Origin of the sequence: Serratia sp. 1D1416, from assembly GCF_003641105.1 — a bacterium.
In the GTDB taxonomy this organism is placed as follows: domain Bacteria; phylum Pseudomonadota; class Gammaproteobacteria; order Enterobacterales; family Enterobacteriaceae; genus Serratia; species Serratia ficaria.
In genome coordinates this window covers 292,942-317,690 of sequence record NZ_CP032738.1, presented here as the reverse complement: position 1 = coordinate 317,690, position 24,749 = coordinate 292,942, and the positions used below count along the sequence as shown (strand labels likewise).

Here is a 24,749-nt window from a genome sequence, read left to right as displayed (position 1 = left end):
CGGCGCCCCCGGCGGTTCCGCCGGGGGCTGCGCGATTAAGGCTTTTTGATGAAAGGGCGGGTGAGCAGCCCGATCGGGCCGTGGGCATACCAGCGGCCGATGCCCTTGCTGCGGCGATCGCGCCCCAGCGACTGGGTAAGGCGGTCGAGAATGATCGCCAGGATTACGATACCGACGCCGCCGACGGCGGCCAGGCCCATATCCAGCCGGCCAATGCCGCGCAGCACCATCTGCCCCAGGCCGCCGACGGCGATCATCGAGGCGATCACCACCATCGACAGCGCCAGCATCAGCGTTTGGTTAACGCCGGCCATAATGGTCGGCATCGCCAGCGGCAGCTGCACTTTGAACAGCAGCTGACGTGGGCTGGCGCCGAAGGATTCGGCGGCCTCGATCAGGTCTTCCGGCACCTGTTTGATGCCCAGAATGGTCAGACGCACGATCGGCGGCAGCGCAAAGATAATGGTGACCACCACGCCCGGCACGTTGCCGATGCCGAACAGCATGACGATCGGCACCAGATAGACGAAGGCCGGGGTGGTCTGCATGGCGTCGAGCAGCGGCCTGATCACCTTGGCGGCGTGCTTGCTGCGCGCCAGCCAGATGCCGAGCGGCAGCCCGATGACGATGCAGAAAAACAGCGCGGTCAACACCAGCGCCAGCGTCACCATCGCCTGTGACCAGGCGCCGATGGCGCCGATGGCGATCAACGACACCAGCGTGGCGGCGCCCATGCCGAGGCTGGCTACCTGCCAGGCGATCAGCGAGAACAGCAGAATGGCGATCGGCGCCGGCATGCCCAGCAGCAATTGCTGAAAACCGCTGAGGATAAAGTCTACCGGCACGCGGATGCCCTGGAACAGCGGGCGGAAGTGCAACACCAGCCAGTCGATGCCCTGCGTCACCCAGGAGTCGAACGGCACCCAGGCTTTGTGGAACGGATCGAGCAGGCTGAAGTGTTCCGGCTGCGCCGGCGCGCTGTTGAGCCAGTCGGAGCCCTGTGCGGCCGCGTCATGGGCGGCAGGCGGCGGCGCGCTGGACCAGGCGTCGCCGGCGTTGGCTGCTGCGTCGGGAGCGGGCGCAGCGGCAGCGCTATCGGCGGGCGCGGTGGCCCAGGGATCTTGTGTTTGCGTCGTGTCACTCATGTGCAGGTGCCTCCTTGTCCAGGGCCTGCAGCAGCATGGCCTTGGAGATGATTCCGAGATAGTTATGTTCTTCGCAGACTACCGGCACCGCGCAGGGCGCCTGAGCCACCAGGGAAATCAGCTCGCTCAGCGGCATGTCGGCCGGCACCGGGGCGGGCGCCTCAAGCAGGGCGTCGTCCAGCGTCAGGTTGGCGGACAGCGCCTTCTTCAGCGAATCTATCGACACCACGCCGATAAATTTCTTTCCGCGTTCAATAACATAACCATAATCACGGTCCTCATCGCGCAGCAGCTGCAGCGCGGAGCGGGGGCCAAAGCCGGGGGTTTTGCGGATCAGCGTGACCGGACGGCGCTGGGCGATATCCTTGGCGCTGAATACGTGGCTGATATCCACGCCGCGGAAGAAGGTGCGCACATAATCGTTGGCCGGATTATTCAGTATTTCGTCCGGCGTGCCGACCTGGATCACCTCGCCGCCCTGCATGATCGCAATGCGATCGCCAATGCGCATCGCCTCGTCCAAATCGTGGGAAATAAAGACGATGGTGCGTTGATGCTGGGCCTGCAATTTAACCAGTTCATCCTGCATTTCGGTGCGGATTAATGGATCGAGCGCCGAGAAGGCTTCGTCCATCAATAATATGTCCGGATTATTGGCCATCGCCCGGGCTAATCCCACGCGCTGACGCATGCCGCCGGACAATTCATCCGGATAAGAATGGGCATAATTCTCCAGGCCGACCTGACGCAGCGCCTCCAGGGCTTTTTCCTGGCGCTCCTGCGGCGCAATGCCGGCTAATTCCATGCCGAAAGCGGTGTTGTTCAGCACGTTCATGTGCGGCATCAGAGCGAATGACTGGAATACCATGCTGATCTTATTGCGCCGCACTGTGCGCAACGCGGTGTCGGATATTTTCGAGATATCCTCGCCGTCGATCAGCACCTGGCCGCGGGTGGGTTCTATCAGACGATTGAGAAGGCGTACCAGGGTGGATTTTCCGGAACCGGAGAGCCCCATGATGACAAAAATCTCGCCTTCTTCAATGGCCAGAGTGGCGTCTTTTACGCCAAGCGATAATCCGGTTTTTTCAAACAGCTGATCTTTTGTCAGACCTTTGTCTATCAGTTTAAAAGCGCGTTCCGGATGCTCGCCAAATATCTTATACAGATTCTTCACTTCGAGTTTAATTGCCATGCAATTTGTTGTTTCCTTTGGTGTAATTAAAACGATATGAAACTTCCTAATCGAAAATAATAGTGCTCTATACCCTAACACAGTGAATATCTGAGACAACCCTCAATGTCCGCCGATGCGGATATTAGTGGTTTACATCAAGTTTTTAATTGGTTATGGTAATTTGGCCGATGTTCAATTATCACCGCTGATTATTTGCCGTAATTGACTGGTTTTTAGTGGAAATATCGGCGATTGCGCATCGCTATTATTCCCCCCCGCCGGGCGGATCGCCGGCAATAAAAAACCCGACCATAGGCCGGGCAAAAGTCATCAGTATTTCATCAGTTTTAACGACAGGTGCCGATATCGAGGGGACATCGCCAGCGGCATTTTATCCGGCCAATGTGACAGCCAGATGTCAGCCTCAGGCTTTGCGATACAGCCGCCGCGGATGGCCGATGTTGCCGTACAGCATCTCCACCTTGACGAATTGCGTCGCCACGCAGTATTCCAGGTAACGGCGGGCGGTGGTTTTGCTGACGCCGACCTGTTCGACCACCTCCTCCACCGCGTGCGCCTCCTCCGGCCGATTGACGAACAGCGCCTGCACCAGCTCCAGGGTATTGGTCTCGATACCCTTGGCGCTCGGCTCGCTGGAGAACTGCTTGGACTGCAGGTTATACAGCGCATCGACGCTGTTCTGGTCGATGACCTTGAAGGTGCGCTGGGTCTGCACGAACTGCATGAAACGCTCGAGCGAATTGCGCAGCCGCTTGTAGGACACCGGTTTGATGATGTAGTCGAAGGCGCCGTTGCGGATCGCCTGGCTGCAGGTATTCATGTCGCTGGCGGCGGTGATGAAGATCACCGAACAGGCCGGGTTCTTCACCGCCGGCTCTTCCATCAGCGCAATGCCCTGGCCGTCCGGCAGAAAGTTGTCCAGCAGGATCAGACGCGGCTGGTGCGCGTTGACCTTCGTCCGCGCTTCGGCCAGCGTGGCGGCGTAGGCCACCACCCGCAGGTTGAAGTTTTTCTCGATGAATTCCGCGTGCAGCGTGGCCAGCTGCGGCTCATCTTCCACGATCAGAACGTCCAGTGCTTCGTGTGACATTATTCGGGTGCTCAAAACTATAGGGTTTTAGGGATAAACAGGGAAAATATCGCACCGTGCGGCTCGTTGTCCGACACTTCTATGCTGCCATGCGCTTGCGCCACGTGGCTGGCGACCAGATGCAGGCCGATGCCGTGATCGCTTTTATCGTCTTTGGTGGTGATGCCCTGTTCGAACAGCGTATCACGAATTTCCTCCGCGATGCCGGTGCCGCGGTCCGCGACCTCGATCACCAGCTCGTTGCTGCCGTCACTGATGTAAAGTTCCACCGCCTGGTGCGGCGCCGGGCAACGCAGCGTCGCGTCTACCGCATTGTCCAACAGGTTGCCGACGATCGACATCAGTTCGGTTTCGTTCAGCGCCGCCGGAATTTGCCGCAGCTGGCAAGCCGGATCGAAGCGCAGCTCTACGCCTTTTTCCCTGGCGCTGGAATATTTGCCCAGCAGCAGCCCGCACAGCGCGGCCGAGCCGAAGCGCTGCGAAATGAAATCGAGGATCTCCTGCGCGCCTTCCGACTGCGCTTCCACGTAGCGAATGGCCTCGTCGTAGCGCTGCATGTGCAGCAGCCCGGCCAGCGTCGCGGTCCAGTTCAGCTGCTCATGGCGCATGATGCGCAGGGTATCGGCGTAACGTTTCACCTGACTGAGCTGGCTGCTCAGGGTGTTGATGTCGTTTTTATCGCGGAAGCTGATCACCCAGCCCTGCAGCTCATCTTCCTGCATGATGCGCACCCGGCTGGCGATCACCCGCACGTGATTGAAACGGCACACCTCATCGTGGGTGTCCTGCCCCAGCTGAGCGGTGCCGAAGAAGTCCGGCTGCGCCTGGATCACCTCGCCGATCTCTCGGCCCATCAGCCCGCTGGCGGGCTGCCGCAGGTCGAGCAGCTCGCGCGCCGCATGGTTGATGGTGATGATGCGCAGCTGCGGGTCGACGGCGATCACCCCTTCATAAATGGCTTCGAGCAGGGCCTTTTGTTGCCGCACCAGCAGGGCGATTTCCTTGGGCTCCAGCCAGAACATCTGGCGCTTGAGGTTTTTTGACAGCAGCCACGAGAAAATAAACAGCGCCACCAGCAACAGAATAATGGATCCGATAATTTGCGTCAGGGTTCTGGCGTTTAAATTGTCAATATGCGATTTCAGATAACCGACCGAAACAATGCCGATAACCTGATTATTTTCATCCAGGATCGGCGCCTTGCTGCGTAATGAAACGCCGATGCCGCCCTTGCGGATGGAAATAATGCTTTTGCCTTCCAGAACGTCTTTATTATCTCCGCCGACCATCGGCGAGCCGAGGCGCACGTCGTATTCTGAATGATAAAGGTGTCTGGCGCGATTATCGCCAATGACGATATAGCTGGCATCGCTGCTGGCGCGGATCTTTTTCATCAGGGCGGCGATCTGGCCGGCGTCGTTTTTTTCAACCGCGGCGGCCAGCGAGGGGATCAGGGCGATTTCCCGCGCCTGCACCTGCGCCCGGGCGCCGAGATCGCGGTGTAGCTGGGCATCCAGCTGATAGTAAGTGTAAGCGCCGATCGCGGTCAGCAGCAGGCAGGAGAAGGCGACCAGGCACAAGAACAGCTTGATTTGGAATGAGAGTTTTATGCGCATCGCCGAGCTTCACCTGAAGAAATCCTGAGGGCTTACCCTACCATGAGAACGGGTTAGTGTAATATTGCGCCCGATCAACTTGTGATCGGCAACACGGGATTATATTTAAGCGGGCTGGCTATTGGGCTGCTGCGATAAAGTTGATAAGCTTTAAAATAAAAACGCTATTAACACCATTAACGCCACGCCGTATTTTACATAATTTCCATTAACACCATAAAAACCATAACCACCATTAAAAACCCTTTTTAACTTTGAACAAAATCACAGCGGTTTATCCGTGCGTTTCTCTATTATGGCTGAACAAACTAATAAGAGGCCAGATTATGAGCACAACAGATGATTCTTACCTCGTCGCCAAAGACAAAGCCGCCGAAGTTCCCCTGCGGGAAAAATGGTGGCACATACTGGACAATTATAAAGTAGGGATTATTCCGTTACCGTTCTTTATTCTGGCCGGCGTACTTATTTTACTCGACTGCCTCGAAGGGAAATTGCCCAGCGATATCGTGGTGATGGTGGCCACGCTGGCGTTCTTCGGTTTTGCCTGCGGCGAATTCGGCAAACGTCTGCCGCTGATCGGTAAAATGGGCGCGGCGGCGATCTGCGCCACCTTTATTCCTTCCGCGCTGGTGCATTACGGCCTGCTGCCGGACGTGGTGGTGGAATCGACCACCAGGTTCTACAAGTCGACCAACATTCTGTACCTGTATATCTGCTGCATCATCGTCGGCAGCATCATGAGCATGAACCGTCAGGTGTTGGTCCAGGGCTTCCTGCGCATCTTCGTGCCGATGCTGTGCGGCGAGATCGCCGGCATGGTGGCGGGGATGGCGGTCGGCATGGCGTTGGGGCTGGAGCCGTTCCAAATCTTCTTCTTCCTGATCCTGCCGATCATGGCCGGCGGCGTGGGGGAAGGCGCAATACCGCTGTCGATGGGCTATGCGGCGATCCTGCATATGGAGCAGGGCGTGGCGCTGGGGCGCATCCTGCCGATCGTGATGCTGGGCAGCCTGACCGCCATCGTCATCGCCGGCTTGCTCAACCAGCTGGGTAAACGCTATCCGCACCTGACCGGCGAGGGCAGCCTGATGCCGAGCAAGCAGGGCGACAGCGATATGGCCGCGGTGGAAAAAACCAGCGGCAAGGTGGACGTCAGCACCCTCGCCTGCGGCGCGCTGTTGGCCATCCTGTTGTATATGGTCGGCATGCTGCTGCATCGCCTGGTGGGGCTGCCGGCGCCGGTGGGCATGCTGTTCGCCGCCGTGGCGGTGAAGCTGGCGCACGGGGTGTCTCCGCGCATTCAGGAAGGTTCCCAGGTGGTGTACAAGTTCTTCCGCACCGCGGTGACCTACCCGATCCTGTTCGCCGTCGGCGTGGCCATCACCCCATGGCAGGAGCTGGTGGACGCGTTCACCATTCAGAACCTGATCGTGATTGTCACCACCGTCTGCACGCTGGTGGCGACCGGTTTCTTCGTCGGCAAGAAAATCGGCATGCACCCGATCGACGTCGCCATCGTCTCCTGCTGTCAGAGCGGGCAGGGCGGCACCGGCGACGTGGCGATCCTCACCGCCGGCAACCGCATGTCGCTGATGCCGTTCGCCCAGATAGCGACCCGCATCGGCGGCGCGATTAACGTTTCGCTTTCGCTGCTGGTGCTGGCCAAGTTCTTCGTATAACTAAAAAATCCTTAGCATCACTTTGCCTTTCCCCGCCCCCGCGGGGATTTTTTTGCCTGCGGGAGCGGGTTAGCGCCGGTCAGGCCGCCCGTTTGGCCGCTGCATCGTACCAGGCGAAGTAACGCTCCACGCCCCGGCGGCCGGATTCGATCAGCGCGCGTTTTTTGGCTGCGCTGATGCCGAACTCCAGCGTGCTGACGTCGAGGGTGTCGACATACACGGTGCGCTTCCAGTCATCGCTGTCCAGATGCACTTTCGTCTGTATATCCAGCATCACGTTGGCCAGCGCCATGGAGAAGTCGAACAGGTTGTTGAGCGCGGTTTTATTGGCCGGCTGGCCCGCCGCCTGGGCGATTTCGCCGGCGGAGTCCAGCCGGATGCCGAGGGTGCGGGGGTTGATCCGTTGGCTGGCGGTGTCGATGTAAGGCGGGGTGGCGGAGAAGTCATAGTCAAACAGCCGCACCGGGTAGTTATCGATCATCCCGCCATCGATACAGAGTTCGCCCAGGTCGTTATTCTTCGCCACGAAGGCGAAGGGGAACGACATCGAGATGCGCAGCCCGTCCGCCACCTTCATGCGCGGCGTGGTTTGGTGGGAATACACCTCGCGCAGCCCGCTATTCAGGTTGGCGCCGATAAAATAGAGGGATTTGAAGCCTTTTTTCGTCTTCATCGCCTCAAAATTTTCAAAGGTGATATCCGCATTGCCGGTATATTTTTTGATGATGCCGCGCGACCAGGAATAAAAATAATCGCCGGGGGCGATGCCATACTGATTAAACAGGCGATAGGCATCGTGCAGGGAACCCAAAAAGCCGCCGTTATAATCGAGGAATTTTTTAAAATCCATCTTCGAGAGGATGTTGGTCACCTCGGCGGCGTTGCAGCCCAGCCCCACCAGCAGCGCGGCGATGGCGCCAGCGGATGCGCCGGAGGCCCGTTTGATCCGCGGCATGACGCCTTTGGTTTCCAGCAGTTCCAATACGCCGCCATAGGCAATGCCTTTTACGCCGCCGCCTTCAAATACCAGATTTTCGAATGGATAGTTCATGGTGTTTCCTTACTCCTCGTTTGGTGGAGTAAGGAAAGTAACGGATTAAAACCCCGTTCAATATTGATTGGCGTTGTGCGATTGCGCAAACAAAACTATTCAGAGTAAATATATTTTTTAAATTTATATAATTTAAATTTATCCCAACGGCAGGCGCATTGACCCTTTTGCGCTAATACTTAGCGCTGTCTTATTATCGCAAGGAGTGATCATGTTCTGGAAACTCTATCTGTTGGCGGCAACCCTGGCCGTAACCGCATTGCAGGCCACGGCGGCCGCGCCGCAGGTGAAGACGCCGACCCCGGGTTTTTACCGCATCATGCTGGGCCATTATGAAGTGACCGCGCTGTCAGACGGCATTATCCGCCTGCCGGCGGACAAGCTGTTGTTGAACAGCACGCCGCAGCAGATTGGCGCCGGGCTGGCTGAGCATCATCAGAGCCTGCCGGTCGTCACCTCGGTCAATAGCTATCTGATCAACACCGGCGACAAGCTGATCATGATCGATACCGGTGCCGGAACGCTGCTGGGAGACGGCCTGGGCAAGCTGACGGCCAATCTCAACGCCGCCGGCTACCGGCCCGAGCAGGTGGATGAAATCTATCTGACCCACATGCATCCGGATCACCTGGGCGGCCTGACCCAAAATGGCCGGGCGCTGTTCCCCAATGCGCTGGTGCGCGCCTCGCAGCAGGACGCCGATTTTTGGCTAAGCGAAAGTCGGCTGAACCAGGCGAAGCCGGGCGAGCAAGCCAACTTCAAGCATGCGATGGCGGCGATCAAGCCCTATCAGGCCGCCGGCCATTTCAAGCCTTTCGCCAATGACGGCGAGCTTTCGCCGGGCATTACCGCCTTTGCGGCCCACGGCCATACGCCGGGCCACAGCGTTTATCAGGTGGAAAGCCAGGGCAAGAAGCTGCTGCTGATTGGCGATCTGATCCACGTGGCGGCGGTGCAGCTTGCCCATCCGCAGGTGGCGATACGCTTCGACAGCGACGCCAAGGCCGCCGTGGCGCAACGGCTGCGGGTGTTCGGCGACAGCGCCCGGCAGGCGGAGCTGGTGGGGGCCGCGCACCTGTCGTTCCCGGGGTTGGGTTACCTGAACCGGCAAGGGGAGGGCTATGGCTGGGTGCCGCTGAACTACGGCGCCTTATAAGGCCGCAGGTTGCCCAATGGGCGGCTTTTACTGATTGTGCGCGGCGAACACCTTGCTGAACCAGTCGATAAACACCCGCACCCGCGGCGAAAGTTGGCGGTTGCGCGGGTACAGCAGCGAGACCGGCATCGGCGTGGAAGGGTACTGTGGCAGCAGCGGCAGCAGGCTGCCGTTCGCCAGATCCTCACGCAAATGATAGCGCGGCACCTGAATGATCCCCAGGCCGATGCGCGCGGCGGCGACCAGGCTTTCGGCCGCGCTGACCGACACCGTGGCGGGCAGCGCGATTGGCTGCGGCCGGCCGTTGACGTTGAACTCCAGCGGCATCAGCGCGCCGGTAACCGAGGAACGAAAGCCCACCATGCGGTGAACCTGCAGATCCTCCAGGCAGTGCGGCGTGCCGAAACGCTGCAGATAGGCCGGCGCGGCGCAGGTCACCTCTTCCAACTCGCCCAGCCGTCGCGCCACCATGTCGCTGTCGCGCAGTTTGCCGACGCGCACCACGCAGTCGATGCCTTCCCGCAGCGCGTCAACCAACCGATCGCCTTCGCTCATATAAAGTTCGATATCCGGATATTGCGCCAAAAAGTCGGGCAGGCCCGGCAGCAGAAAATGGCGCGCCAGCGTGCCGTGCACCTCGATGCGCAACAGCCCGCGCGGTTTGGCGCCGGCAAACGCCATTTCGGCGTCCTCAATTTCCGCCAAAATGGCCAGACAACGTTGGTAATAGGCTTCGCCGTCCAGCGTCGGGCTGACGTGGCGGGTGGTGCGCTGCAACAGCCTGGCCTGCAGGCGGGCTTCGAGCTGTTTGATGGCGTCGGTGACGGTCGAGCGCGGCAGGTCCAGCGCCTGCGCCGCCCGAGTAAAGCTGCGCTGCTCCACCACGCGGGTGAACAGACGCATGGCGTCGATTCGGTCCATGGGTATTGTTCGCTAATTTCGGATGGTGATGACGAATAATAGGGGATTATTCGCAACGGCGAAAGGCGCATGATGTCAGCACATAAACCCGATGAGGACAGACCCATGAACCACAAAACTCGGCAAGTCGCTATTGTCACCGGCGCATCGCGCGGCATCGGCGCCGCCATCGCCGAACGCCTGGCGGCTGACGGCTTCACCGTGATTATCAACTATGCCGGCAATCAGGCGCTGGCCGATGAGCTGGTGCGTAAAATTGAGCAACGCGGCGGCCGCGCGTTGAGCGCCAGAGCCGACGTCAGCGATCCTGCCGCCGTCGCTCAGCTGTTTGAACGCGCCGAGCAGGCGTTCGGCGGCGTCGACGTGCTGGTCAACAACGCCGGGGTGATTGCCCTGGCGCCGGTAGCGGAAATGAGCGACGCCGAGGCGGATCGCCTGATCGACATCAACCTGAAGGGCAGCTTCAACACCCTGCGCGAGGCGGCTAAGCGCCTGCGCGCCAACGGCCGCATCATTAACTTCTCCTCCAGCGTGGTGGGGCTGCTGCAGCCGGGTTACGGCATGTACGCCGCCAGCAAGGCGGCGGTGGAGGCGCTGACCAGCGTGTTGGCGAAAGAGCTGCGCGGGCGCAATATCACGGTAAACGCCATCGCGCCGGGGCCGACCGCCACCAGCCTGTTCCTCGACGGCAAAACCCCGGAGCTGATCGAGCGCCTGGCGAAGATGGCGCCGCTGGAACGGCTGGGCGAACCTGAGGATATCGCCGCGGCGGTGTCATTCCTGGCCGGTGCGGACGGCGCCTGGATCAACGGGCAAACCCTGCGCGCCAACGGCGGCATCGTCTGATCCGCATTCGCCGCAGGATCGGGTATCCTGCGGCGAATGACATCATGCGGGAGCGTTTTATGGCGGGCGACAATCAGCAACCACATCACGGCGTGAGATCGCCCTGCGTCAGCCTGTGCCGGATTGACGGTGAGACGCAGCAGTGCCGGGGATGCCGACGCACGCTGGCGGAGATCGCCGCCTGGTCAGGCGCAAGCGACGAAGAAAAGCGCGCGATTTGGCGACGCATTCGGCAGCGGGCGGAACAGGGTGATAAGAGAATATTGTAGAGCGCGGCGAGCCGCGCTCCCGATGATCGGCTAAATCACGGAGGTGAACGAATCAGCCTCGATGCCTTCCTCAGAAATCCCAGTCTTCATCCTCGGTATTGACCGCTTTGCCAATCACGTAAGACGAGCCGGAACCGGAGAAGAAGTCGTGGTTTTCGTCGGCGTTCGGCGACAGCGCCGACAGGATCGCCGGGTTGACCTCGGCCATCGCCGGCGGGAACAACGCCTCGTAGCCCAGATTCATCAGCGCCTTGTTGGCGTTGTAGTGCAGGAAAGTTTTCACGTCCTCGGTCCAGCCCACGCCGTCGTACAGTTCCTCGGTATAGCGCACCTCGTTGTCGTACAGATCCTGCAGCAGATCGAAGGCGAAGTTTTTCACCTGCTGGCGGCGCGCGGCGTCCACTTGCTCCAGCCCTTTCTGGAACTTATAGCCGATGTAATAACCGTGCACCGCTTCGTCGCGGATGATCAGACGGATCAGATCGGCGGTGTTGGTCAGCTTGGCGCGGCTCGACCAGTACATCGGCAGATAGAAGCCCGAGTAGAACAGGAAAGACTCCAGGAATACGCTGGCGACCTTCTTCAGCAGCGGGTCGTCGCTGTGGTAGTGCGCCAGAATGATGCTGGCCTTCTTCTGCAGCGCGCGGTTTTCCTCGCTCCAGCGGTAGGCGTCGTCCACGTCCGGCGTTTGGCACAGCGTGGAGAAGATAGAGCTGTAGGAGCGGGCGTGCACCGCCTCCATAAAGCTGATGTTGGAGTACACCGCCTCCTCGTGCGGCGTCAGCGCATCGGCGATCAACGCCGGCGCGCCCACGGTGTTTTGAATGGTGTCCAGCAGCGTCAGCCCGGTGAACACGCGGATGGTCAGCTGCTGCTCCTTCGGCGTCAGCGTGGCCCAGGAAGGGATATCGTTCGACAGCGGCACCTTCTCCGGCAGCCAGAAGTTGGAGGTCAGGCGGTTCCATACCTCCAGATCCTTGTCGTCTTCGATGATGTTCCAGTTGATGGCGCGCACCAGCGGCGCCGATTTAACGATGGTCATAATTTGCCTCACAGCGCGCAGGACACGCAGCCCTGCACCTCGGTGCCTTCCAGCGCCATCTGGCGCAGGCGGATGTAGTAGATGGTCTTGATGCCCTTGCGCCAGGCGTAGATCTGCGCGCGGTTGATATCGCGGGTGGTGGCGGTGTCGCGGAAGAACAGCGTCAGCGACAACCCCTGATCGACGTGCTGCGTAGCGGCGGCGTAGGTGTCGATGATCTTTTCCGGCCCGATGTCGTAGGCATCCTGGTAATACTCCAGGTTGTCGTTGGTCATGTAGGGCGCGGGGTAGTATACCCGGCCAATCTTGCCCTCCTTGCGGATCTCGATGCGCGAAACGATCGGGTGGATGCTGGAGGTGGAGTTGTTGATGTAGGAAATCGAACCGGTCGGCGGCACCGCCTGCAGGTTCTGATTATACAGGCCGTGCATCATCACCGACTGGCGCAGCGCCAGCCACTCTTCGCGGCCCGGAATGGCGATGTTGGCGGCGGCGAACAGCTCACGCACGCGTGCGGTCTGCGGCTGCCACTCCCGCTCGGTATACTTGCTGAAATATTCGCCGCTGGCGTAGCGGGAATCCTCGAAGCCGCCAAAGCAGGCCCCGCGTTCGATCGCCAGCTGATTGGACGCGCGCAGCGCGTGGTAGGCCAGGGTATAGAAATAGATATTGGTAAAATCGACGCCTTCTTCCGAGCCGTAGAAGATGCGTTCGCGCGCCAGGTAGCCGTGCAGGTTCATCTGCCCCAGGCCGATGGCGTGCGAGCTGCGGTTGCCTTCGGCGATCGACGGCACCGAGCGAATGTCGCTCATGTCGGCCACCGCGGTCAGCGCGCGGATCGCGGTCTCCACCGCTTTGCCGAAGTCCGGCGCATCCATGGTTTTGGCGATGTTCAGCGAACCGAGGTTGCAGGAGATATCCTTGCCGATGCGATGGTAATTGAGATCTTCATGGTAGGTGCTGGCGCGGTTGACCTGCAGGATCTCCGAACACAGATTGCTCATGTTGATGCGCCCGGCGATCGGGTTTTCGCGGTTGACCGTATCCTCGAACATCATGTACGGGTAGCCGGACTCGAACTGGATCTCCGCCAGCACCTGGAAGAACTCGCGGGCGTTGATGCGCGATTTGCGGATGCGCTTGTCGTCCACCATCTCGCGGTATTTTTCGCTGACGCTAATCTCCGAGAACGGCACGCCGTAGACCTGTTCCACGTCGTAAGGCGAGAACAGATACATCTCCTCGTTATTTTTCGCCAGTTCAAAGGTGATGTCCGGGATCACCACCCCCAGCGACAGCGTCTTGATGCGGATTTTCTCGTCGGCGTTTTCGCGCTTGGTGTCGAGGAAGCGCAGAATGTCCGGGTGGTGGGCGTTGAGATACACCGCGCCGGCGCCTTGGCGCGCGCCCAGCTGGTTGGCGTAGGAGAAGGCGTCCTCAAGCATTTTCATGATCGGAATAACCCCGGAGGACTGATTCTCGATGCGTTTGATCGGCGCGCCCACTTCGCGGATGTTGGTCAGCAGGAAGGCCACGCCGCCGCCGCGTTTCGACAGCTGCAGCGCGGAGTTCACCGCCCGGCCGATCGACTCCATATTGTCTTCGATGCGCAGCAGGAAACAGGACACCAGCTCGCCGCGCTGCTGCTTGCCGCAGTTGAGGAAGGTCGGCGTCGCCGGCTGGAAGCGGCCGGAAATCATCTCTTCCACCAGATCCTGCGCAAGCCGGGTATCGCCCGCCGCCAGCGTCAGCGCCACCATGCACACCCGGTCTTCGTAGCGTTCGAGATAACGCTTGCCGTCGAAGGTTTTCAGCGTGTAGCTGGTGTAATACTTGAAGGCGCCGAGGAAGGTCTCGAAGCGGAATTTTTTGGCGTAGGCCTGCTGGAACAGCTGCTTGATAAACGGGAAGTCATACTGCGCCAGCACCTGCGGCTCGTAATAGCCTTCCTCCACCAGATAGCGCAGCTTTTCCTCCAGGTTGTGGAAGAACACGGTGTTCTGATTGACGTGCTGCAGGAAATAATGCCGCGCCGCCAGCCGATCCTTGTCGAACTGGATCCGGCCTTCGGCATCGTAAAGATTGAGCATCGCGTTGAGCGAATGGTAGTCCAGCGCGCCGGCGGCGGGCCTGGTCAGTTCTGTCGTTGCCAAAATGCGGTTACTCCCTGTCTAACGTTTTCAACGTCTTGCACGGTGCCGAGCAGCTCGAAGCGGTAGAGAAAAGGCACCTGGCATTTTTTGGCGATGATATCGCCGGCAATGCCGTACGCTGCGCCGAAGTTGGTGTTCCCGGCGGCGATAACGCCGCGCAGGTATGAACGGTTCTGCGGATCGTTGAGAAAGCGGATCACCTGGATCGGCACGGCTCCCACGGCGCTGCCGCCGCCGTAGCTGGGCACGATCAATATGTAGGGGCGTTCCATCAGCAGCTTGCTGCGGGCGCCGGCGATCGGAATGCGCATCGCCGGCAATCCCAGCTTTTCAACGAACCTGTGGGTGTTCTCCGAACTGCTGGAGAAGTAAACCAGCGGATTCATGGCCGGCCTCAGGAAACGAGGGCCAGAGCGCCGATCTTGTCCGGCCGGAAGCCGGACCAATGGTCGTCACCGGCGATAATGACCGGAACCTGCTGATAACCTAACGATTTAACATGGTTCAGCGCCTGCTGATCCTGGGTGAGGTCGATCACCCGATAATCAATCCCCTGTTTATCGAATGCGCGATAGGTGGCGTTGCACTGGACACAGTCCGGCTTACTGTAAATAATAATGCTCATGATTCGCATTTACCTTTTAAGCTGAAGGAAAGGCGGACAAGTCAGATAACGGAGCATTGTTCGGCGTTTCTGACGGCGTTATCAGCCGCGCTGCTGTCCCTGCGGCCGATACAATGAATACTATATGTTGATATTTATTTTATCAACCACGCTATATATGGTGTTTTGGCGGTTTTTGCGCGCAGGCCGCGGCGGGGCTGGATAAAGCATGAGGAAAATTTTTTTGCGGGCGGTTTTCGGGGGAAAAACCCCTCTCGCGGCGAGAGGGGGAAAGCGCGGTCGATCATTGGCGCATGCTGACCGCCAGCCGGTTGAAGGCGTTCATGATGCTGATGGCGAAGGTCAGATCGGCGATCTCGGCATCGCTAAAATGCGTTTTCAGCGCGTCGAATGCGCTGTCCGGCGCGCCGGTGGCGGCGATCAGCGTGACCGACTCCGCCCATGCCAGCGCGGCGCGCTCGCGCTCGCTGAACTCATGACTGACGCGCCAGCCCGCCAGCGTATCCAGCCTGGCGTTGCTGAAGCCGCTTTCGCGCAGCGCCTTGCCGTGCATGTCCAGGCAGTAGGCGCAGCCGTTGATCTGCGAAACGCGCATGAACATCAGCTCGACGGTCGCCTTGTCCAGCGCCCCTTTTTCCAGCGCCATCAGCGCGTTTACCAGGCCTTTGTAGGGCGCGGGAGAGAGTTCGGCGTACTGCAAGCGTTGCTTAATCATGGTCAACCTCAGTCGGTGGATAACGAAATCATGCGGCTACTTTAGCGTTGATATGGTCTATGCTATAGGGCCATAAAATGATTATTTGACCGGGCCATGATGCGCCAATTCCTTTCCTCTCTGCGGCTGGACAGTCGGCTGGCCGAACCGCTGTACCGGCAGATTTATCTGCGGATAAAAGACGGCATCGAACGGGGCGCGCTGGCGGCGGGCAGCCGCCTGCCGTCGGTGCGCGGGTTGGCCAGCGATCTGGGCGTGGCGCGCGCCACGGTGGAAAGCGCTTACGGTCAGCTGATCGCCGAAGGTTTTTTGCAAAGCCGCGGGCAGGCGGGCACCTATGTCTCGCCGCAGCTGCGGCCTTTGCCGCAGGGCGGCGCGACGCCGGCGCAGCCATTGCCGATGCCGGCGGCCGATCCGCTGCATCCCCAGGGTATGCTGCAGCCGTTCCAGCTGGGCCTGCCGGCGCTGGACGCCTTTCCGCGCGCGCAGTGGCAGCGTATCGTCTCCCGCCTGCTGCGCAGCGCCACCGCCGCCTCGCTGGCGCTGCCGCCGGCCAATGGCCAGCCGGAACTGCGCGAGGCGATCGCCAATTACCTGCACCTGTCGCGCGGCATTCGCTGTCAGCCGGAACAAATCTTCATCTGCGCCGGTTACCCGGCCATGTTGGATCTGGTGCTCGACACCTTGCTGCAGCCGGGGGATGAGGCGTGGCTGGAGGATCCCGGCTACCCGGTGACGTTGCCGCTGTTGCGCGCCGCCGGCATGCGGGCGGTGGCGGTGCCGGTCGATGGGCAGGGGATGGCGGTTGCCGCCGGCATCGCCGCGGCGCCGCGGGCGCGCCTGGCGATAGTGACGCCGACTCACCAAAGCCCGCTCGGGGTGTCGCTCAGCCTGGCGCGGAGAATGGCGCTGCTGGACTGGGCGCAGCGGCGTTCGGCATGGATTTTCGAGGATGACTACGACAGCGAGTTCCGCTATCACGGGCGGCCGCTGCCGCCGCTGAAAAGCCTCGATCGCCAGGGGCGAGTGCTGTATGCCGGCACCTTCAGCAAAACCTTGTTCCCGGCGCTGCGCATGGCTTACCTGGTGGTGCCGGCCGGGCTGACGGAGGCGTTCGCCCGCACCAGCCGGCTGCGCGGCTGCGGCTGTTCGCCGCTGCTGCAGGCCGGCGTGGCGGATTTCATCAATCAGGGGCACTTCTACCGCCACCTCAAGCGCATGCGGCCGCTGTATCGGGAACGGCGTGAATGGCTGGCGCAGGCGCTGGAGCGGCAACTGGGCGCGCATTTGACGGTGGCGCCGCAACCCGGCGGCATTCAGCTGCTGGTGCGCCTGCGCGACGAGGGGCAGGATGCGCGGCTGGCGGCGCGGGCCTGGCGGCAGGGGTTGGCGGTGCAGGCGCTGTCGGACTGGCGGATAACCCCGGGGCGGGGCAGGGGTTGTTGCTGGGGTTCGCCAATTTTACCCGGCGCGAAGAGGCCGAGCGGGCGGTGGCGCGTTTGCAAGCCCTGTTCGACGGCGCAAATTAAACGGCCCGCGGTTTCCCGCGGGCCAGACGCACATCTGTTTTATCTTTATGACTGCAAGGGGTGTTAACGCCGGGCCAGCAGCACGCCGAGCACGATGCCGACGGCGGCACCGATCCCCACGCCCTGCCAAGGTTTGTCGCGCACATAGCTGTCGGCATGTTCGACGGCATCTCGCGCGTGCTGTGTCAGGCTGCTGGAACCGTTGAAGCGCGCTCTGGCGTCACGCAGTACGCCTTTTGCCTTGTTATGCAGCTCCTTCAATTCCTCTTTGGTCTTGTCGCCGGACTCGCGCAGCACTTCATCCAGCGTATCAGCCAGCAGGGTAACGTCCTGATCGATATCGCGTTCTGTCTTTTCCGTTTTCTTAAACATTCGGCTCTCCATTTCGACACATGTCTGTTAAGCATAGACCAGTTTCCAAACTGTGTTGCCGATCACGGAAAAAACCGCACGTTCGGCATCGTTCGCGACGCCGGCCCCCGTTGTACATTTGGTTACTCGGCGAAACCAATCACTCACGGAAGGGCGTCGGCGATTCCTCTATTCTCTGTTCAACGGCTCCACCGGGGCTTACCGAAACAACACTCTGAGGAATTAAAAATGAAAAAAGTATTAGCGCTGATCGTCGCCGCCACTATGGGCCTGTCTTCCGTTGCTTTCGCTGCCGATACCGCGGCTTCCGCGCCGGCAACCACGGCGCCGGCTGCGACCACCACTGCCGCCGCGCCGGCTGCCGCCGCTGAGAAAGCGCCTGCCAAAGCGACTCACCACAAGAAAGCGCACAAGAAAGCCAGCAAAAAAGCCCCGGCTCAGAAAGCCCAGGCCGCTAAAAAGCACCACAAAAAAGCGCCGGTGCAGAAAGCCCAGGCCGCTAAGAAACACCACAAAAAAGCCGCTAAAAAAGCGTAATCAGCTGAAGCGTGCGGGCCAGCCGGCTCCGCATGGTCTAGCCAGTGCTCAAACACCCGGTCCCCCCGGGTGTTTTCTTTTGAGGCCACGTCGGGATGATCAATCGCTATCTGTTCGAAGTGATTTTCAGCGCTGTCACCCTGTGCGGGCTGATCGTCGGCTGGGAACTGTTTTTGGCCGACGGCTTCCGGTGATTATGGTGCAATGGCGGTCTCATGCAGATGCCGCCAGCCCAGGCCGCCTGGCCGCTGTTCAAATACCACCGTGGAATGGCGCAGCGTCGGCGCCTGCCCGGGCAGGCTCTGCCTTTCCCGGTAGCTGACCACCGCCCCCGTCGGCCATTCGGCCACCAGCACCATCTCTTCAATGGCAATGGCCAATCCCGGTTTGGCGGCGCGATGCGCGCGGAAAAAGGCGCTCAGCGCGGCGAAGTTCAGCCTGCCGCCGTTCAGCGCAATCATGCTGAAGTCCGGTTCGAAGCGCGCCAGCAGCGCGTGTTCATCTCCCTGGCCCTTTTCCAGCCAGTTTTCAATCGCGACATGGGCGTCGATCACTTCGGTAAAATAACGGTTCATCACTTTTCCTGTTGAGCATGAAGGTGGCGCACGATGGCGCGGTTGGCGATGCGCAGGCACAGCAGCATCGGGATCAGCGTGCTGGCGGCGGCGAGGTAAAAACAGTATCGATAGGCGGCGGCCGGCGGCAAGCCGCCCAGCAGCAGGTTCAGCAGCAGGCTGAGCAGCGCGACGCCCAGGCAAAAGCTCAGCTGACGGTTGATATTCCACAGCGCGCTGGCGTCGGCCAGCTGGCCGTCGGGGATGTGCAGAAAGGCGCTGCTTTGCGCGGTGCTGCTGCACAGGCTGCCGCCCAACCCCATCAGCGCGAAGGCGGCCAGCTGCAGCGCCCGTTGGTCGGCCGCGGTGATTTGCGCCAGCGCCAGGATGCCCAGCCCCTGCAGCAGGCAGCCGATCAGCAATAGCGGGCGCGGGCCGAGGCGGTTGAAGGTTTTGCCGGTCAGGGCGATGGCCAGAAACGACGCCAGCGACCAGGGCAACATCAGGGCGCCGACCTGGGCGGCAGGCATGCCGAGCTGGTTTTGCAGGTACAGCATCGCCACCAGGCTGACGCCGATAAACAACCCGGGAATGCACTGATAAATCATCATGGCGCTGCGTAGCAGCGGATCGCCCATCAGGCGCAGGTTCAGCAGCGGCTGCGGGATGCGCAGGCTGCGGCGCAGATAATAGCCGAACGTCAGCGCGCCGATCGCCAGCAGCAAGGCGCCGGAGCCCTGATGGCCGGATTCGCTCAGCCGGGTCAGGCCGAGCAGCAGCAGCGTCAGGGCGATGCAGGCGCTGAACAACCCGCCGGCGTCGAGCGGCTTGCGCTCCGCGGCCGGGGCGTCGGCGCGCAGCCACAGCGCGGCCAGCAGCAGCGCCAGCGCCGCCAGCGGCAGGTTGGCGAAGAACACCCAGCGCCAGTCCAGCCGATCGACGATCCAGCCGCCCAGCGCCGGCGACAGCGCCGGTGCCAGCAGGCCGACCAGCATAATGGCGGCCGAGAGCCCGGCGCGCTCATGGCTGCGGTACAGCCGGTAGGTCAGCGTCTGGCCGATGGGGATCAGCAAGCCGCCGCCCATGCCCTGCAATACCCGCCAGCCAATCAGCGCGCCGAGGGAGCCGGCGTTGCCCGCCGCCGCAGTAGCCAGCATAAAGAGGGCCAGCGACAGCAGGAACACCCGGCGTCCGCCGATGCGCTGCGCCAGCCAGGCGCTGAGCGGGATCACCAGCGTCAGGCCGAGGATATAGCCGTTGCTGACCCAGGCCAGTTGGCTGACCGACGCGCGCAGGGCCTGGCCGATGGCCGGGTAGGCGACGTTGGCGATAAACATGTTGATCAGATCGACAAAAAAGCCGAGCAGATAGACGATTGCCACTTTGCTGCGATAGGACATGAAGCCTCCGGTTGAAGGCGTGCAGTGTAGCGGCGGAAAAAGTGCGGATAAATCGGTTGCCGGCGATTACACTGTCAAAATAATTTTGACAATCAGGGCGAATGATATGCTGAATCTGCAGCGTCTGGCGATCTTTGTGGCGGTGGTGGACGCCGGGAGCTTTACCGCGGCGGCGGTGACGCTGGGGCAAACCAAGGCGGTGGTGAGCTTCAACGTCAAACAGCTGGAGAACGAGCTGGGGGTATCATTGCTGGCGCGCAGTACCCGGCGGCTGTCGCTGACCGACGCCGGCGCGCGTTTCTATCAGCGCAGCCTGCAGCTGCTGCAGGAGGCGGAAAATGCGCTGGACGACGTGCGACGCGATCACCGGGGCTTGAGCGGCGTGCTGCGCATCACCAGCACCCCCGAATACGGCGCGCGAACGGTGGTGCCGGCGCTGGCGGCATTCTCTCAGCTGCATCCGCGCCTGCGCATTCAGCATGTTTCTTCTTCTTATCATGCCGATTTGATCGCGGAGCGTTTCGACGTCGCCATTCGTTTGGGGCAGCTGGCGGACTCCAGCCATCGGGCGGCGCTGCTCGACAGCTTCGCTATTTTGCCGGTGGCTTCGCCGGCCTATCTGGCCCGACGGCCGATCGATTCTTTGCCGCAGCTGGCGCTGGCGCAATGGATCGCCCACAGCCGCCTCAGTTCGCCGCTCAGTTGGCAGGTGATTACCCCGCAGCGGCAGGCGGTACTGTTCAAGGTGGAGGGCGCCGCCATGCTGATGGGCGACAGCGCGGCGGCGCTGCTGGCGTTCGCCCTGCACGGCGCCGGCGTGGCGCTGCTGCCGGAGTGGCTGGTGCGGGCGGACATCGCCGCAGGCAGGCTGTGCCTGCTGTTGCCGGATCACCAGTTCCCCGCGCAGAGCATTTACGCGCTGTATCCGAATACCCGCCACGTGCCGGAAAAGGTGCGGGCGTTCATTGACTTTCTGCGCGAGCGGGCCGCCAGGGGCGAATAAACGCCGCCGTTTGCCGGCGCCGGCAACAAACTCTTAGTTAAATAATAATTCGTTATAATTCTCACGTTTATCATCGAATCTCCTCGGGGTATGCTGAACGCTGTTGCCTACCCCGTTCGATGCGAGCCCTCTGTAATGACCGCCATCGGTGCCAAAGAAAACCCCTTTCAGCTGAATAAACGCATTCTGTCGGTGGTGATGTTCACCTTCGTTTGCTATCTGACCATTGGCCTGCCGCTGGCGGTGCTGCCGGGATTTGTGCATAACCACCTGGGCTATAACTCGGTGCTGGCCGGGCTGATCATCAGCGCGCAGTACTTCGCCACGCTGTTCAGCCGCCCGCATGCCGGGCGCTACGCCGATCAGCTGGGGCCGAAAAAGGTGGTGTTGTTCGGGCTGGCCTGCTGTGGCGCCAGCGGCGTGTTTTACGCCCTGGCGTTCTGGTTCGACGCGTTGCCCTGGTTGAGTTTGCTGCTGCTGTGCCTCGGCCGGGTATTGCTCGGCATCGGGGAAAGCTTCGCCAGCACCGGCTCCACCCTATGGGGCATTGGGCTGGTAGGGCCGCTGCACACCGCGCGAGTGATTTCGTGGAACGGCGTGGCTACCTATGGCGCGATGGCCGCCGGCGCGCCGCTCGGCGTTTATCTGAACCAACATTGGGGATTGGCGGGCGTGGCGGCCCTGATCGCGCTGGCGGTGGCGCTTTCGCTGCTGCTGGCCAGCGGCAAGCCGAGCGTGTCGATCTCCGCCGGCCGGCGCATCGCCTTCAGCGCGGTGTTCGGCCGCATCTGGGCCTACGGCCTGGGGCTGGCGCTGGGTACCGTCGGCTTTGGCGTCATCGCCACGTTCATTACGCTTTACTATGCTGATAAAGGCTGGAACGGGGCGGCGTTTTCGCTGACGCTGTTCAGCTGCGCTTTCGTCGGCATCCGTTTGATTTTCAGCAATAGCATCAACCGCCACGGCGGGCTGAAGGTGACGCTGGCGTCGTTTTTGGTCGAGATCCTCGGGCTGTTGCTGATCTGGCAGGCCGGCGATCCGCTGCTGGCGCAGGCCGGGGCGCTGCTGGCCGGCGCCGGTTTCTCGTTGGTGTTCCCGGCGCTCGGCGTGGAGGCGGTGAAACAGGTGCCGCAGCAGAATCAGGGCACTGCCCTCGGCACCTATTCGGCGTTTCTCGATCTGGCGTTGGGGATCACCGGGCCGTTGGCCGGCCTGCTGATGAGCCACATGGGCGTGCCGTCGATCTATCTGGCCGCGGCGTTGTGGGTGGCGATGGGCGCATTGCTGACCCTGCGGCTGCTGCAGCGCGGCCGGGCATAGCCCCGGAATATTCCGAAACCCAGAGGCTTACCCAGAAAATTATTGTTTCGGCGAATGATTACGGTAAGGTCGCTCAGCGGTCCAGAATGAGAGGAGGAATCGATGTATTTACGGCCGGATGAAGTGGCTAGAGTGTTGGAGAATACCGGCTTTGAACGTGATTATGTCACCGACCAGGCCTATGGTTACCGCAAGGGTGAACACTATGTGTATGTGAACCGCGAAGCGCGAATGGGCAGAACCGCGCTGGTGATCCACCCGGCGTTGAAAGAGCGGAGCGTGCATTTCGCCACGCCGACTTCGCCGATACGCGTCAGCGAGCAGTATCTTGAGTTTCCCCTGGATTTGAGCGGCGATGCCGCCAGCGCCCGTTACGGCATTCCGCACGGCTTCAGCTCGCGCGAAGCGCTGTCGCGCTACCTCTACAGCATGTTCCTGTAATCGGTCCCCCGTCTGAGGGGGACGTCTTCAGCCGTGGGCGATCGCCTCGCGGTTAAAACGCTCGTTGTATGCGCGGCGGAATTGCGCCAGCTCGAACGCATCGATATCCAATTCGGCAAAATAGAACAGCGCCGCCTCGGTGTGTTCGGCGTGCAGCTCTGGCGACAAGCCGGCGCGCAGCAGCACGGTGCGCCATTGGCCAATACGTTCGTCGTCCGCCTGTTTGATGAAGGTGAGGTAGATGAACAACAGGTAGGCCGCCTGATGCATCTCTTCGGTGTAGCCGTTGTTCAGCATGCGGATGAAGGTCTGGCTATGGCGGCCGCCCATTTCCTGGATCATCGACTCGATCAGCATAGGTTTGACTTTCAGCAGCTGCGCCAGCGAGTCGATGGCTTTGCGGGTGTCTGAGGTCAGAATGCGGTAACCAACAATAAATACGACGATCAGGGCGGCGATGATGATCCAGGTCATTTAGGCTTTATTACACTCTCATATCGCCAGGCTTCGGCGGGAGGCGCTGTGCGGCAGCGCCCGCTATCAATGCTGTTCGCCGCTGAAATTATCGGCTGCCCGCTGCTGATGACGCAGGTGGTGGTTGAAGGTCGCGGCGTCTTTGGCCAGCGCATCCAAATGGGCGCCGAGCATTTTGATCTGCTTCACCAGCGCATGCTGTTCCGGTACGGAACTTGCGGTGCTCAGCTTGCGCGCCAGCTGTTCGTTTTGCGCCCGCAGCGCGGCCTCGCGCTGTTTGGCCTCTGCCAGAAGAGCGGCTTCACGCTGTTTGGCCTCTTCCAGCCGCTGTTGCAGAGCCTGATAGCTGTGCTGCCATTCGCGGTGTTGCCGTTCGAAGCTGGCCTGCAACTCATTCATTGCATTTTGAAACTGGATTTCCAGCTCGCGCATTGTCATGGGATCGATCCTCTGCGGCACTCAATAATGGCTAAGCAGTATAGCGAAAACTGTGCGGAAGCTCACCCGTTGACGACGATTGCAGACAAACTCCACTGACAATTCCAGGCTTGCAACCGCGCCGGGGCGTCTTACAATCATCGGCATCCCCAGTCATATCAGGCTCCCGGTTCAAGAGTGGCGGTGAAATGAACAATCAGGAAAAAGACTTTTTTGAACGGGCGATGGCGGATGTCACCCCGTTGGCGAGTGGGCGGCAGACGCTGTATCTCAAGCCGCAGGAGAGCGTCGACAAAAGCGCGCGCCGCGAAGCGCAGCGGCTGCGGCAGGAAAACTTTCTCAGCACCGGCTTTCTTGAGGTGATCCCCTGCGAACAGCCGCTGGAGTTCAAGGGCGAAGGCATTCAGCAGGGCGTGCTGGATAAGCTGCGTCATGGCCGCTATCCGCCGCAGGCCTCGTTGAACCTGCTGAAGCAGTCGGTCGAGGCCAGCCGGCAGGCGCTGTTTCGTTTTATTCTGCAGGCCGAAGCGCAAAACCTGCGTTCGCTGCTGATCGTACACGGCCGCGGGCGCGGCAACGAGAGCCACCCGAATATCGTGCGCAGCTACGTCGCCAAGTGGCTGGCGCAGTTCGAACAGGTGCAGGCGTTTTGCCGCGCCTTGCCGCGCGACGGCGGCGAGGGGGCTTGCTATGTCACGCTGCGCAAATCGGCGCAGGCCAAAGCTGACAACTTCGAGCGCCACGCCAAGCGCAGCCGCTAATCCGGCAGCGAATTGGCAATCTCGATCAGGTTGTTGTCCGGATCGCGCAGATACACCGAGACGATCGGCCCGCCGGCGCCGGTGCGCTCAACCGGGCCTTCTTCGATGATCACCCCGAGATCGTTCAGTTCCTCGATCACCTCCGCCAGCGGCGTGGCGGCGAGAAAGCAGAGATCGGCGGAGCCGGGCGTAGGCTGGTGGGCTTTGGGTTCAAATTCGTGTCCGGCCTGATGCAGGTTGATCTTCTGGTGGCCGAACGCCAGCGCTTTGCGATCGTCGCGAAAGGTGACGACGTCGAAACCCAGCACCTGCTGGTAAAACCGGCAGCTGCGTTCGATATCCGTCACGGTCAGCACCAGATGATCCAATCGCTCTATGTTCATTATTCCCCCTGTGCGGTCTGAAAGGCAG

At 60.9% G+C, this 24,749-nt stretch carries 26 protein-coding genes and 1 pseudogene; 10 read left to right on the top strand and 17 right to left on the bottom strand.

Features of this window, described 5'->3' with window-relative positions; translation table 11 throughout:
* Positions 1-35 precede the first annotated feature (35 nt).
* From proW to D7I37_RS01565, 4 genes are all read right to left on the bottom strand, one after another.
* Complete coding sequence (gene proW, locus D7I37_RS01580; RefSeq protein WP_061800404.1) at positions 36-1,145, bottom strand: glycine betaine/L-proline ABC transporter permease ProW; 1,110 nt, start codon at positions 1,143-1,145, stop codon at positions 36-38.
* Positions 1,138-2,340, bottom strand: coding sequence for a glycine betaine/L-proline ABC transporter ATP-binding protein ProV (gene proV / locus D7I37_RS01575; RefSeq protein WP_061800406.1), 1,203 nt, complete (start codon positions 2,338-2,340; stop codon positions 1,138-1,140). The genes proW and proV overlap by 8 nt, the downstream gene beginning before the upstream one ends.
* 406 nt (positions 2,341-2,746) lie before the next feature.
* Positions 2,747-3,433 (bottom strand): response regulator, encoded by a 687-nt coding sequence (locus tag D7I37_RS01570; protein ID WP_061800408.1) that lies wholly within the window; start codon positions 3,431-3,433, stop codon positions 2,747-2,749.
* A gap of 17 nt (positions 3,434-3,450) precedes the next feature.
* On the bottom strand, positions 3,451-5,049 hold the full coding sequence (locus D7I37_RS01565; protein WP_061800410.1) for a sensor histidine kinase: 1,599 nt from the start codon (positions 5,047-5,049) through the stop codon (positions 3,451-3,453).
* Positions 5,050-5,375: 326 nt separating this feature from the next.
* On the opposite strand from D7I37_RS01565, the gene D7I37_RS01560 reads away from it, so the two are divergent.
* A complete protein-coding gene (locus tag D7I37_RS01560) occupies positions 5,376-6,731 on the top strand; it encodes a 2-hydroxycarboxylate transporter family protein (RefSeq protein WP_061800412.1) in 1,356 nt (451 codons plus the stop codon).
* A gap of 79 nt (positions 6,732-6,810) precedes the next feature.
* On the opposite strand, the gene D7I37_RS01555 is transcribed toward D7I37_RS01560, so the two are convergent.
* Positions 6,811-7,782: a patatin-like phospholipase family protein gene (locus D7I37_RS01555; protein ID WP_129543201.1), complete on the bottom strand. Its 972-nt coding sequence runs from the start codon at positions 7,780-7,782 to the stop codon at positions 6,811-6,813.
* A gap of 211 nt (positions 7,783-7,993) precedes the next feature.
* Here D7I37_RS01555 and D7I37_RS01550 point away from each other — a divergent pair, with 211 nt between their 5' ends.
* Positions 7,994-8,938 carry an MBL fold metallo-hydrolase gene (locus tag D7I37_RS01550; RefSeq protein ID WP_129543200.1) on the top strand — a complete coding sequence of 315 codons (945 nt, stop codon included), beginning with the start codon at positions 7,994-7,996 and terminating at the stop codon, positions 8,936-8,938.
* Positions 8,939-8,965: 27 nt separating this feature from the next.
* On the opposite strand, the gene D7I37_RS01545 is transcribed toward D7I37_RS01550, so the two are convergent.
* A complete protein-coding gene (locus tag D7I37_RS01545) occupies positions 8,966-9,859 on the bottom strand; it encodes a LysR family transcriptional regulator (RefSeq protein ID WP_129543199.1) in 894 nt (297 codons plus the stop codon).
* 105 nt (positions 9,860-9,964) lie between these two features.
* On the opposite strand from D7I37_RS01545, the gene D7I37_RS01540 reads away from it, so the two are divergent.
* Together D7I37_RS01540 and D7I37_RS01535 are read left to right on the top strand one after the other, a co-directional pair.
* Complete coding sequence (locus D7I37_RS01540; protein WP_061800188.1) at positions 9,965-10,705, top strand: SDR family oxidoreductase; 741 nt, start codon at positions 9,965-9,967, stop codon at positions 10,703-10,705.
* A gap of 59 nt (positions 10,706-10,764) precedes the next feature.
* Complete coding sequence (locus tag D7I37_RS01535) at positions 10,765-10,974, top strand: DUF1289 domain-containing protein (protein WP_073970383.1); 210 nt, start codon at positions 10,765-10,767, stop codon at positions 10,972-10,974.
* Between the two features lie 70 nt (positions 10,975-11,044).
* On the opposite strand, the gene nrdF is transcribed toward D7I37_RS01535, so the two are convergent.
* The 5 genes from nrdF to D7I37_RS01510 form a co-directional block, all read right to left on the bottom strand.
* Entirely contained in the window at positions 11,045-12,016 is a 972-nt protein-coding gene (nrdF, locus tag D7I37_RS01530; RefSeq protein ID WP_129543198.1) for a class 1b ribonucleoside-diphosphate reductase subunit beta, read from the bottom strand.
* 8 nt (positions 12,017-12,024) lie between these two features.
* The gene (nrdE, locus tag D7I37_RS01525) at positions 12,025-14,169 is read right to left on the bottom strand and encodes a class 1b ribonucleoside-diphosphate reductase subunit alpha (RefSeq protein WP_073970380.1); all 2,145 of its coding nucleotides are present in this window, start codon (positions 14,167-14,169) and stop codon (positions 12,025-12,027) included.
* Positions 14,151-14,555, bottom strand: coding sequence for a class Ib ribonucleoside-diphosphate reductase assembly flavoprotein NrdI (gene nrdI / locus D7I37_RS01520; RefSeq protein ID WP_061800191.1), 405 nt, complete (start codon positions 14,553-14,555; stop codon positions 14,151-14,153). The genes nrdE and nrdI overlap by 19 nt, the downstream gene beginning before the upstream one ends.
* Positions 14,556-14,563: 8 nt before the next feature.
* The gene (nrdH, locus tag D7I37_RS01515; protein WP_061800192.1) at positions 14,564-14,794 is read right to left on the bottom strand and encodes a glutaredoxin-like protein NrdH; all 231 of its coding nucleotides are present in this window, start codon (positions 14,792-14,794) and stop codon (positions 14,564-14,566) included.
* A 283-nt stretch (positions 14,795-15,077) separates the two neighbouring features.
* Positions 15,078-15,509 carry a carboxymuconolactone decarboxylase family protein gene (locus D7I37_RS01510; protein WP_061800193.1) on the bottom strand — a complete coding sequence of 144 codons (432 nt, stop codon included), beginning with the start codon at positions 15,507-15,509 and terminating at the stop codon, positions 15,078-15,080.
* A gap of 96 nt (positions 15,510-15,605) precedes the next feature.
* Between D7I37_RS01510 and D7I37_RS01505 the strand changes: the two are divergent.
* Positions 15,606-17,038: pseudogene (locus D7I37_RS01505) on the top strand (PLP-dependent aminotransferase family protein).
* A gap of 63 nt (positions 17,039-17,101) precedes the next feature.
* On the opposite strand, the gene D7I37_RS01500 reads toward D7I37_RS01505, so the two are convergent.
* Positions 17,102-17,410: a YqjD family protein gene (locus D7I37_RS01500; protein WP_095098923.1), complete on the bottom strand. Its 309-nt coding sequence runs from the start codon at positions 17,408-17,410 to the stop codon at positions 17,102-17,104.
* Positions 17,411-17,638: 228 nt separating this feature from the next.
* On the opposite strand from D7I37_RS01500, the gene asr reads away from it, so the two are divergent.
* Positions 17,639-17,947, top strand: coding sequence for an acid resistance repetitive basic protein Asr (gene asr, locus D7I37_RS01495; RefSeq protein ID WP_061800197.1), 309 nt, complete (start codon positions 17,639-17,641; stop codon positions 17,945-17,947).
* 194 nt (positions 17,948-18,141) lie between these two features.
* Here the strand turns inward: asr and D7I37_RS01490 are convergent, their stop codons facing one another.
* The gene (locus tag D7I37_RS01490; protein ID WP_061800198.1) at positions 18,142-18,522 is read right to left on the bottom strand and encodes a DUF4440 domain-containing protein; all 381 of its coding nucleotides are present in this window, start codon (positions 18,520-18,522) and stop codon (positions 18,142-18,144) included.
* Positions 18,522-19,901 (bottom strand): MFS transporter, encoded by a 1,380-nt coding sequence (locus tag D7I37_RS01485; RefSeq protein ID WP_061800199.1) that lies wholly within the window; start codon positions 19,899-19,901, stop codon positions 18,522-18,524. Before D7I37_RS01485 ends, D7I37_RS01490 begins: the two co-directional genes overlap by 1 nt.
* Positions 19,902-20,007: 106 nt before the next feature.
* On the opposite strand from D7I37_RS01485, the gene D7I37_RS01480 reads away from it, so the two are divergent.
* The 3 genes from D7I37_RS01480 to D7I37_RS01470 all read left to right on the top strand — a co-directional run bounded on the left by D7I37_RS01480 (position 20,008) and on the right by D7I37_RS01470 (position 22,665).
* Positions 20,008-20,904 carry a LysR family transcriptional regulator gene (locus D7I37_RS01480; protein ID WP_061800200.1) on the top strand — a complete coding sequence of 299 codons (897 nt, stop codon included), beginning with the start codon at positions 20,008-20,010 and terminating at the stop codon, positions 20,902-20,904.
* A gap of 135 nt (positions 20,905-21,039) precedes the next feature.
* Entirely contained in the window at positions 21,040-22,224 is a 1,185-nt protein-coding gene (locus D7I37_RS01475; protein ID WP_129543196.1) for an MFS transporter, read from the top strand.
* A 102-nt stretch (positions 22,225-22,326) separates the two neighbouring features.
* A complete protein-coding gene (locus D7I37_RS01470; RefSeq protein ID WP_061800203.1) occupies positions 22,327-22,665 on the top strand; it encodes a DUF2002 family protein in 339 nt (112 codons plus the stop codon).
* Positions 22,666-22,692: 27 nt separating this feature from the next.
* Here the strand turns inward: D7I37_RS01470 and D7I37_RS01465 are convergent, their stop codons facing one another.
* Both D7I37_RS01465 and D7I37_RS01460 read right to left on the bottom strand, forming a co-directional pair.
* Positions 22,693-23,139: a DUF1198 family protein gene (locus D7I37_RS01465; protein ID WP_061800204.1), complete on the bottom strand. Its 447-nt coding sequence runs from the start codon at positions 23,137-23,139 to the stop codon at positions 22,693-22,695.
* 66 nt (positions 23,140-23,205) lie between these two features.
* On the bottom strand, positions 23,206-23,577 hold the full coding sequence (locus D7I37_RS01460) for an MbeD/MobD family mobilization/exclusion protein (protein WP_129543195.1): 372 nt from the start codon (positions 23,575-23,577) through the stop codon (positions 23,206-23,208).
* A 188-nt stretch (positions 23,578-23,765) separates the two neighbouring features.
* Here D7I37_RS01460 and smrA point away from each other — a divergent pair, with 188 nt between their 5' ends.
* A complete protein-coding gene (gene smrA, locus D7I37_RS01455; RefSeq protein ID WP_129543194.1) occupies positions 23,766-24,338 on the top strand; it encodes a DNA endonuclease SmrA in 573 nt (190 codons plus the stop codon).
* Here smrA and D7I37_RS01450 read toward each other — a convergent pair.
* Positions 24,335-24,721, bottom strand: a complete 387-nt coding sequence (locus D7I37_RS01450; protein ID WP_061800208.1) for a VOC family protein — start codon at positions 24,719-24,721, stop codon at positions 24,335-24,337. The two genes, smrA and D7I37_RS01450, sit on opposite strands and share 4 nt — an antisense overlap.
* Positions 24,722-24,749 lie beyond the last annotated feature (28 nt).

Bases quoted from the DNA above. Each gene is read 5' to 3' on its own strand.
- D7I37_RS01560 (WP_061800412.1), top strand. From the start codon at position 5,376: ATGAGCACAACAGATGATTCTTACCTCGTCGCCAAAGACAAAGCCGCC.
- D7I37_RS01510 (WP_061800193.1), bottom strand. From the start codon at position 15,509: ATGATTAAGCAACGCTTGCAGTACGCCGAACTCTCTCCCGCGCCCTAC.
- D7I37_RS01485 (WP_061800199.1), bottom strand. From the start codon at position 19,901: ATGTCCTATCGCAGCAAAGTGGCAATCGTCTATCTGCTCGGCTTTTTT.
- proV (WP_061800406.1), bottom strand. From the start codon at position 2,340: ATGGCAATTAAACTCGAAGTGAAGAATCTGTATAAGATATTTGGCGAG.
- D7I37_RS01565 (WP_061800410.1), bottom strand. From the start codon at position 5,049: ATGCGCATAAAACTCTCATTCCAAATCAAGCTGTTCTTGTGCCTGGTC.
- D7I37_RS01465 (WP_061800204.1), bottom strand. From the start codon at position 23,139: ATGACCTGGATCATCATCGCCGCCCTGATCGTCGTATTTATTGTTGGT.
- D7I37_RS01460 (WP_129543195.1), bottom strand. From the start codon at position 23,577: ATGACAATGCGCGAGCTGGAAATCCAGTTTCAAAATGCAATGAATGAG.
- D7I37_RS01570 (WP_061800408.1), bottom strand. From the start codon at position 3,433: ATGTCACACGAAGCACTGGACGTTCTGATCGTGGAAGATGAGCCGCAG.
- D7I37_RS01545 (WP_129543199.1), bottom strand. From the start codon at position 9,859: ATGGACCGAATCGACGCCATGCGTCTGTTCACCCGCGTGGTGGAGCAG.
- proW (WP_061800404.1), bottom strand. From the start codon at position 1,145: ATGAGTGACACGACGCAAACACAAGATCCCTGGGCCACCGCGCCCGCC.
- asr (WP_061800197.1), top strand. From the start codon at position 17,639: ATGAAAAAAGTATTAGCGCTGATCGTCGCCGCCACTATGGGCCTGTCT.
- D7I37_RS01550 (WP_129543200.1), top strand. From the start codon at position 7,994: ATGTTCTGGAAACTCTATCTGTTGGCGGCAACCCTGGCCGTAACCGCA.
- nrdF (WP_129543198.1), bottom strand. From the start codon at position 12,016: ATGACCATCGTTAAATCGGCGCCGCTGGTGCGCGCCATCAACTGGAAC.
- D7I37_RS01540 (WP_061800188.1), top strand. From the start codon at position 9,965: ATGAACCACAAAACTCGGCAAGTCGCTATTGTCACCGGCGCATCGCGC.
- nrdI (WP_061800191.1), bottom strand. From the start codon at position 14,555: ATGAATCCGCTGGTTTACTTCTCCAGCAGTTCGGAGAACACCCACAGG.
- smrA (WP_129543194.1), top strand. From the start codon at position 23,766: ATGAACAATCAGGAAAAAGACTTTTTTGAACGGGCGATGGCGGATGTC.
- D7I37_RS01475 (WP_129543196.1), top strand. From the start codon at position 21,040: ATGACCGCCATCGGTGCCAAAGAAAACCCCTTTCAGCTGAATAAACGC.
- D7I37_RS01490 (WP_061800198.1), bottom strand. From the start codon at position 18,522: ATGAACCGTTATTTTACCGAAGTGATCGACGCCCATGTCGCGATTGAA.
- D7I37_RS01535 (WP_073970383.1), top strand. From the start codon at position 10,765: ATGGCGGGCGACAATCAGCAACCACATCACGGCGTGAGATCGCCCTGC.
- D7I37_RS01480 (WP_061800200.1), top strand. From the start codon at position 20,008: ATGCTGAATCTGCAGCGTCTGGCGATCTTTGTGGCGGTGGTGGACGCC.
- nrdH (WP_061800192.1), bottom strand. From the start codon at position 14,794: ATGAGCATTATTATTTACAGTAAGCCGGACTGTGTCCAGTGCAACGCC.
- D7I37_RS01500 (WP_095098923.1), bottom strand. From the start codon at position 17,410: ATGTTTAAGAAAACGGAAAAGACAGAACGCGATATCGATCAGGACGTT.
- D7I37_RS01555 (WP_129543201.1), bottom strand. From the start codon at position 7,782: ATGAACTATCCATTCGAAAATCTGGTATTTGAAGGCGGCGGCGTAAAA.
- D7I37_RS01450 (WP_061800208.1), bottom strand. From the start codon at position 24,721: ATGAACATAGAGCGATTGGATCATCTGGTGCTGACCGTGACGGATATC.
- D7I37_RS01470 (WP_061800203.1), top strand. From the start codon at position 22,327: ATGTATTTACGGCCGGATGAAGTGGCTAGAGTGTTGGAGAATACCGGC.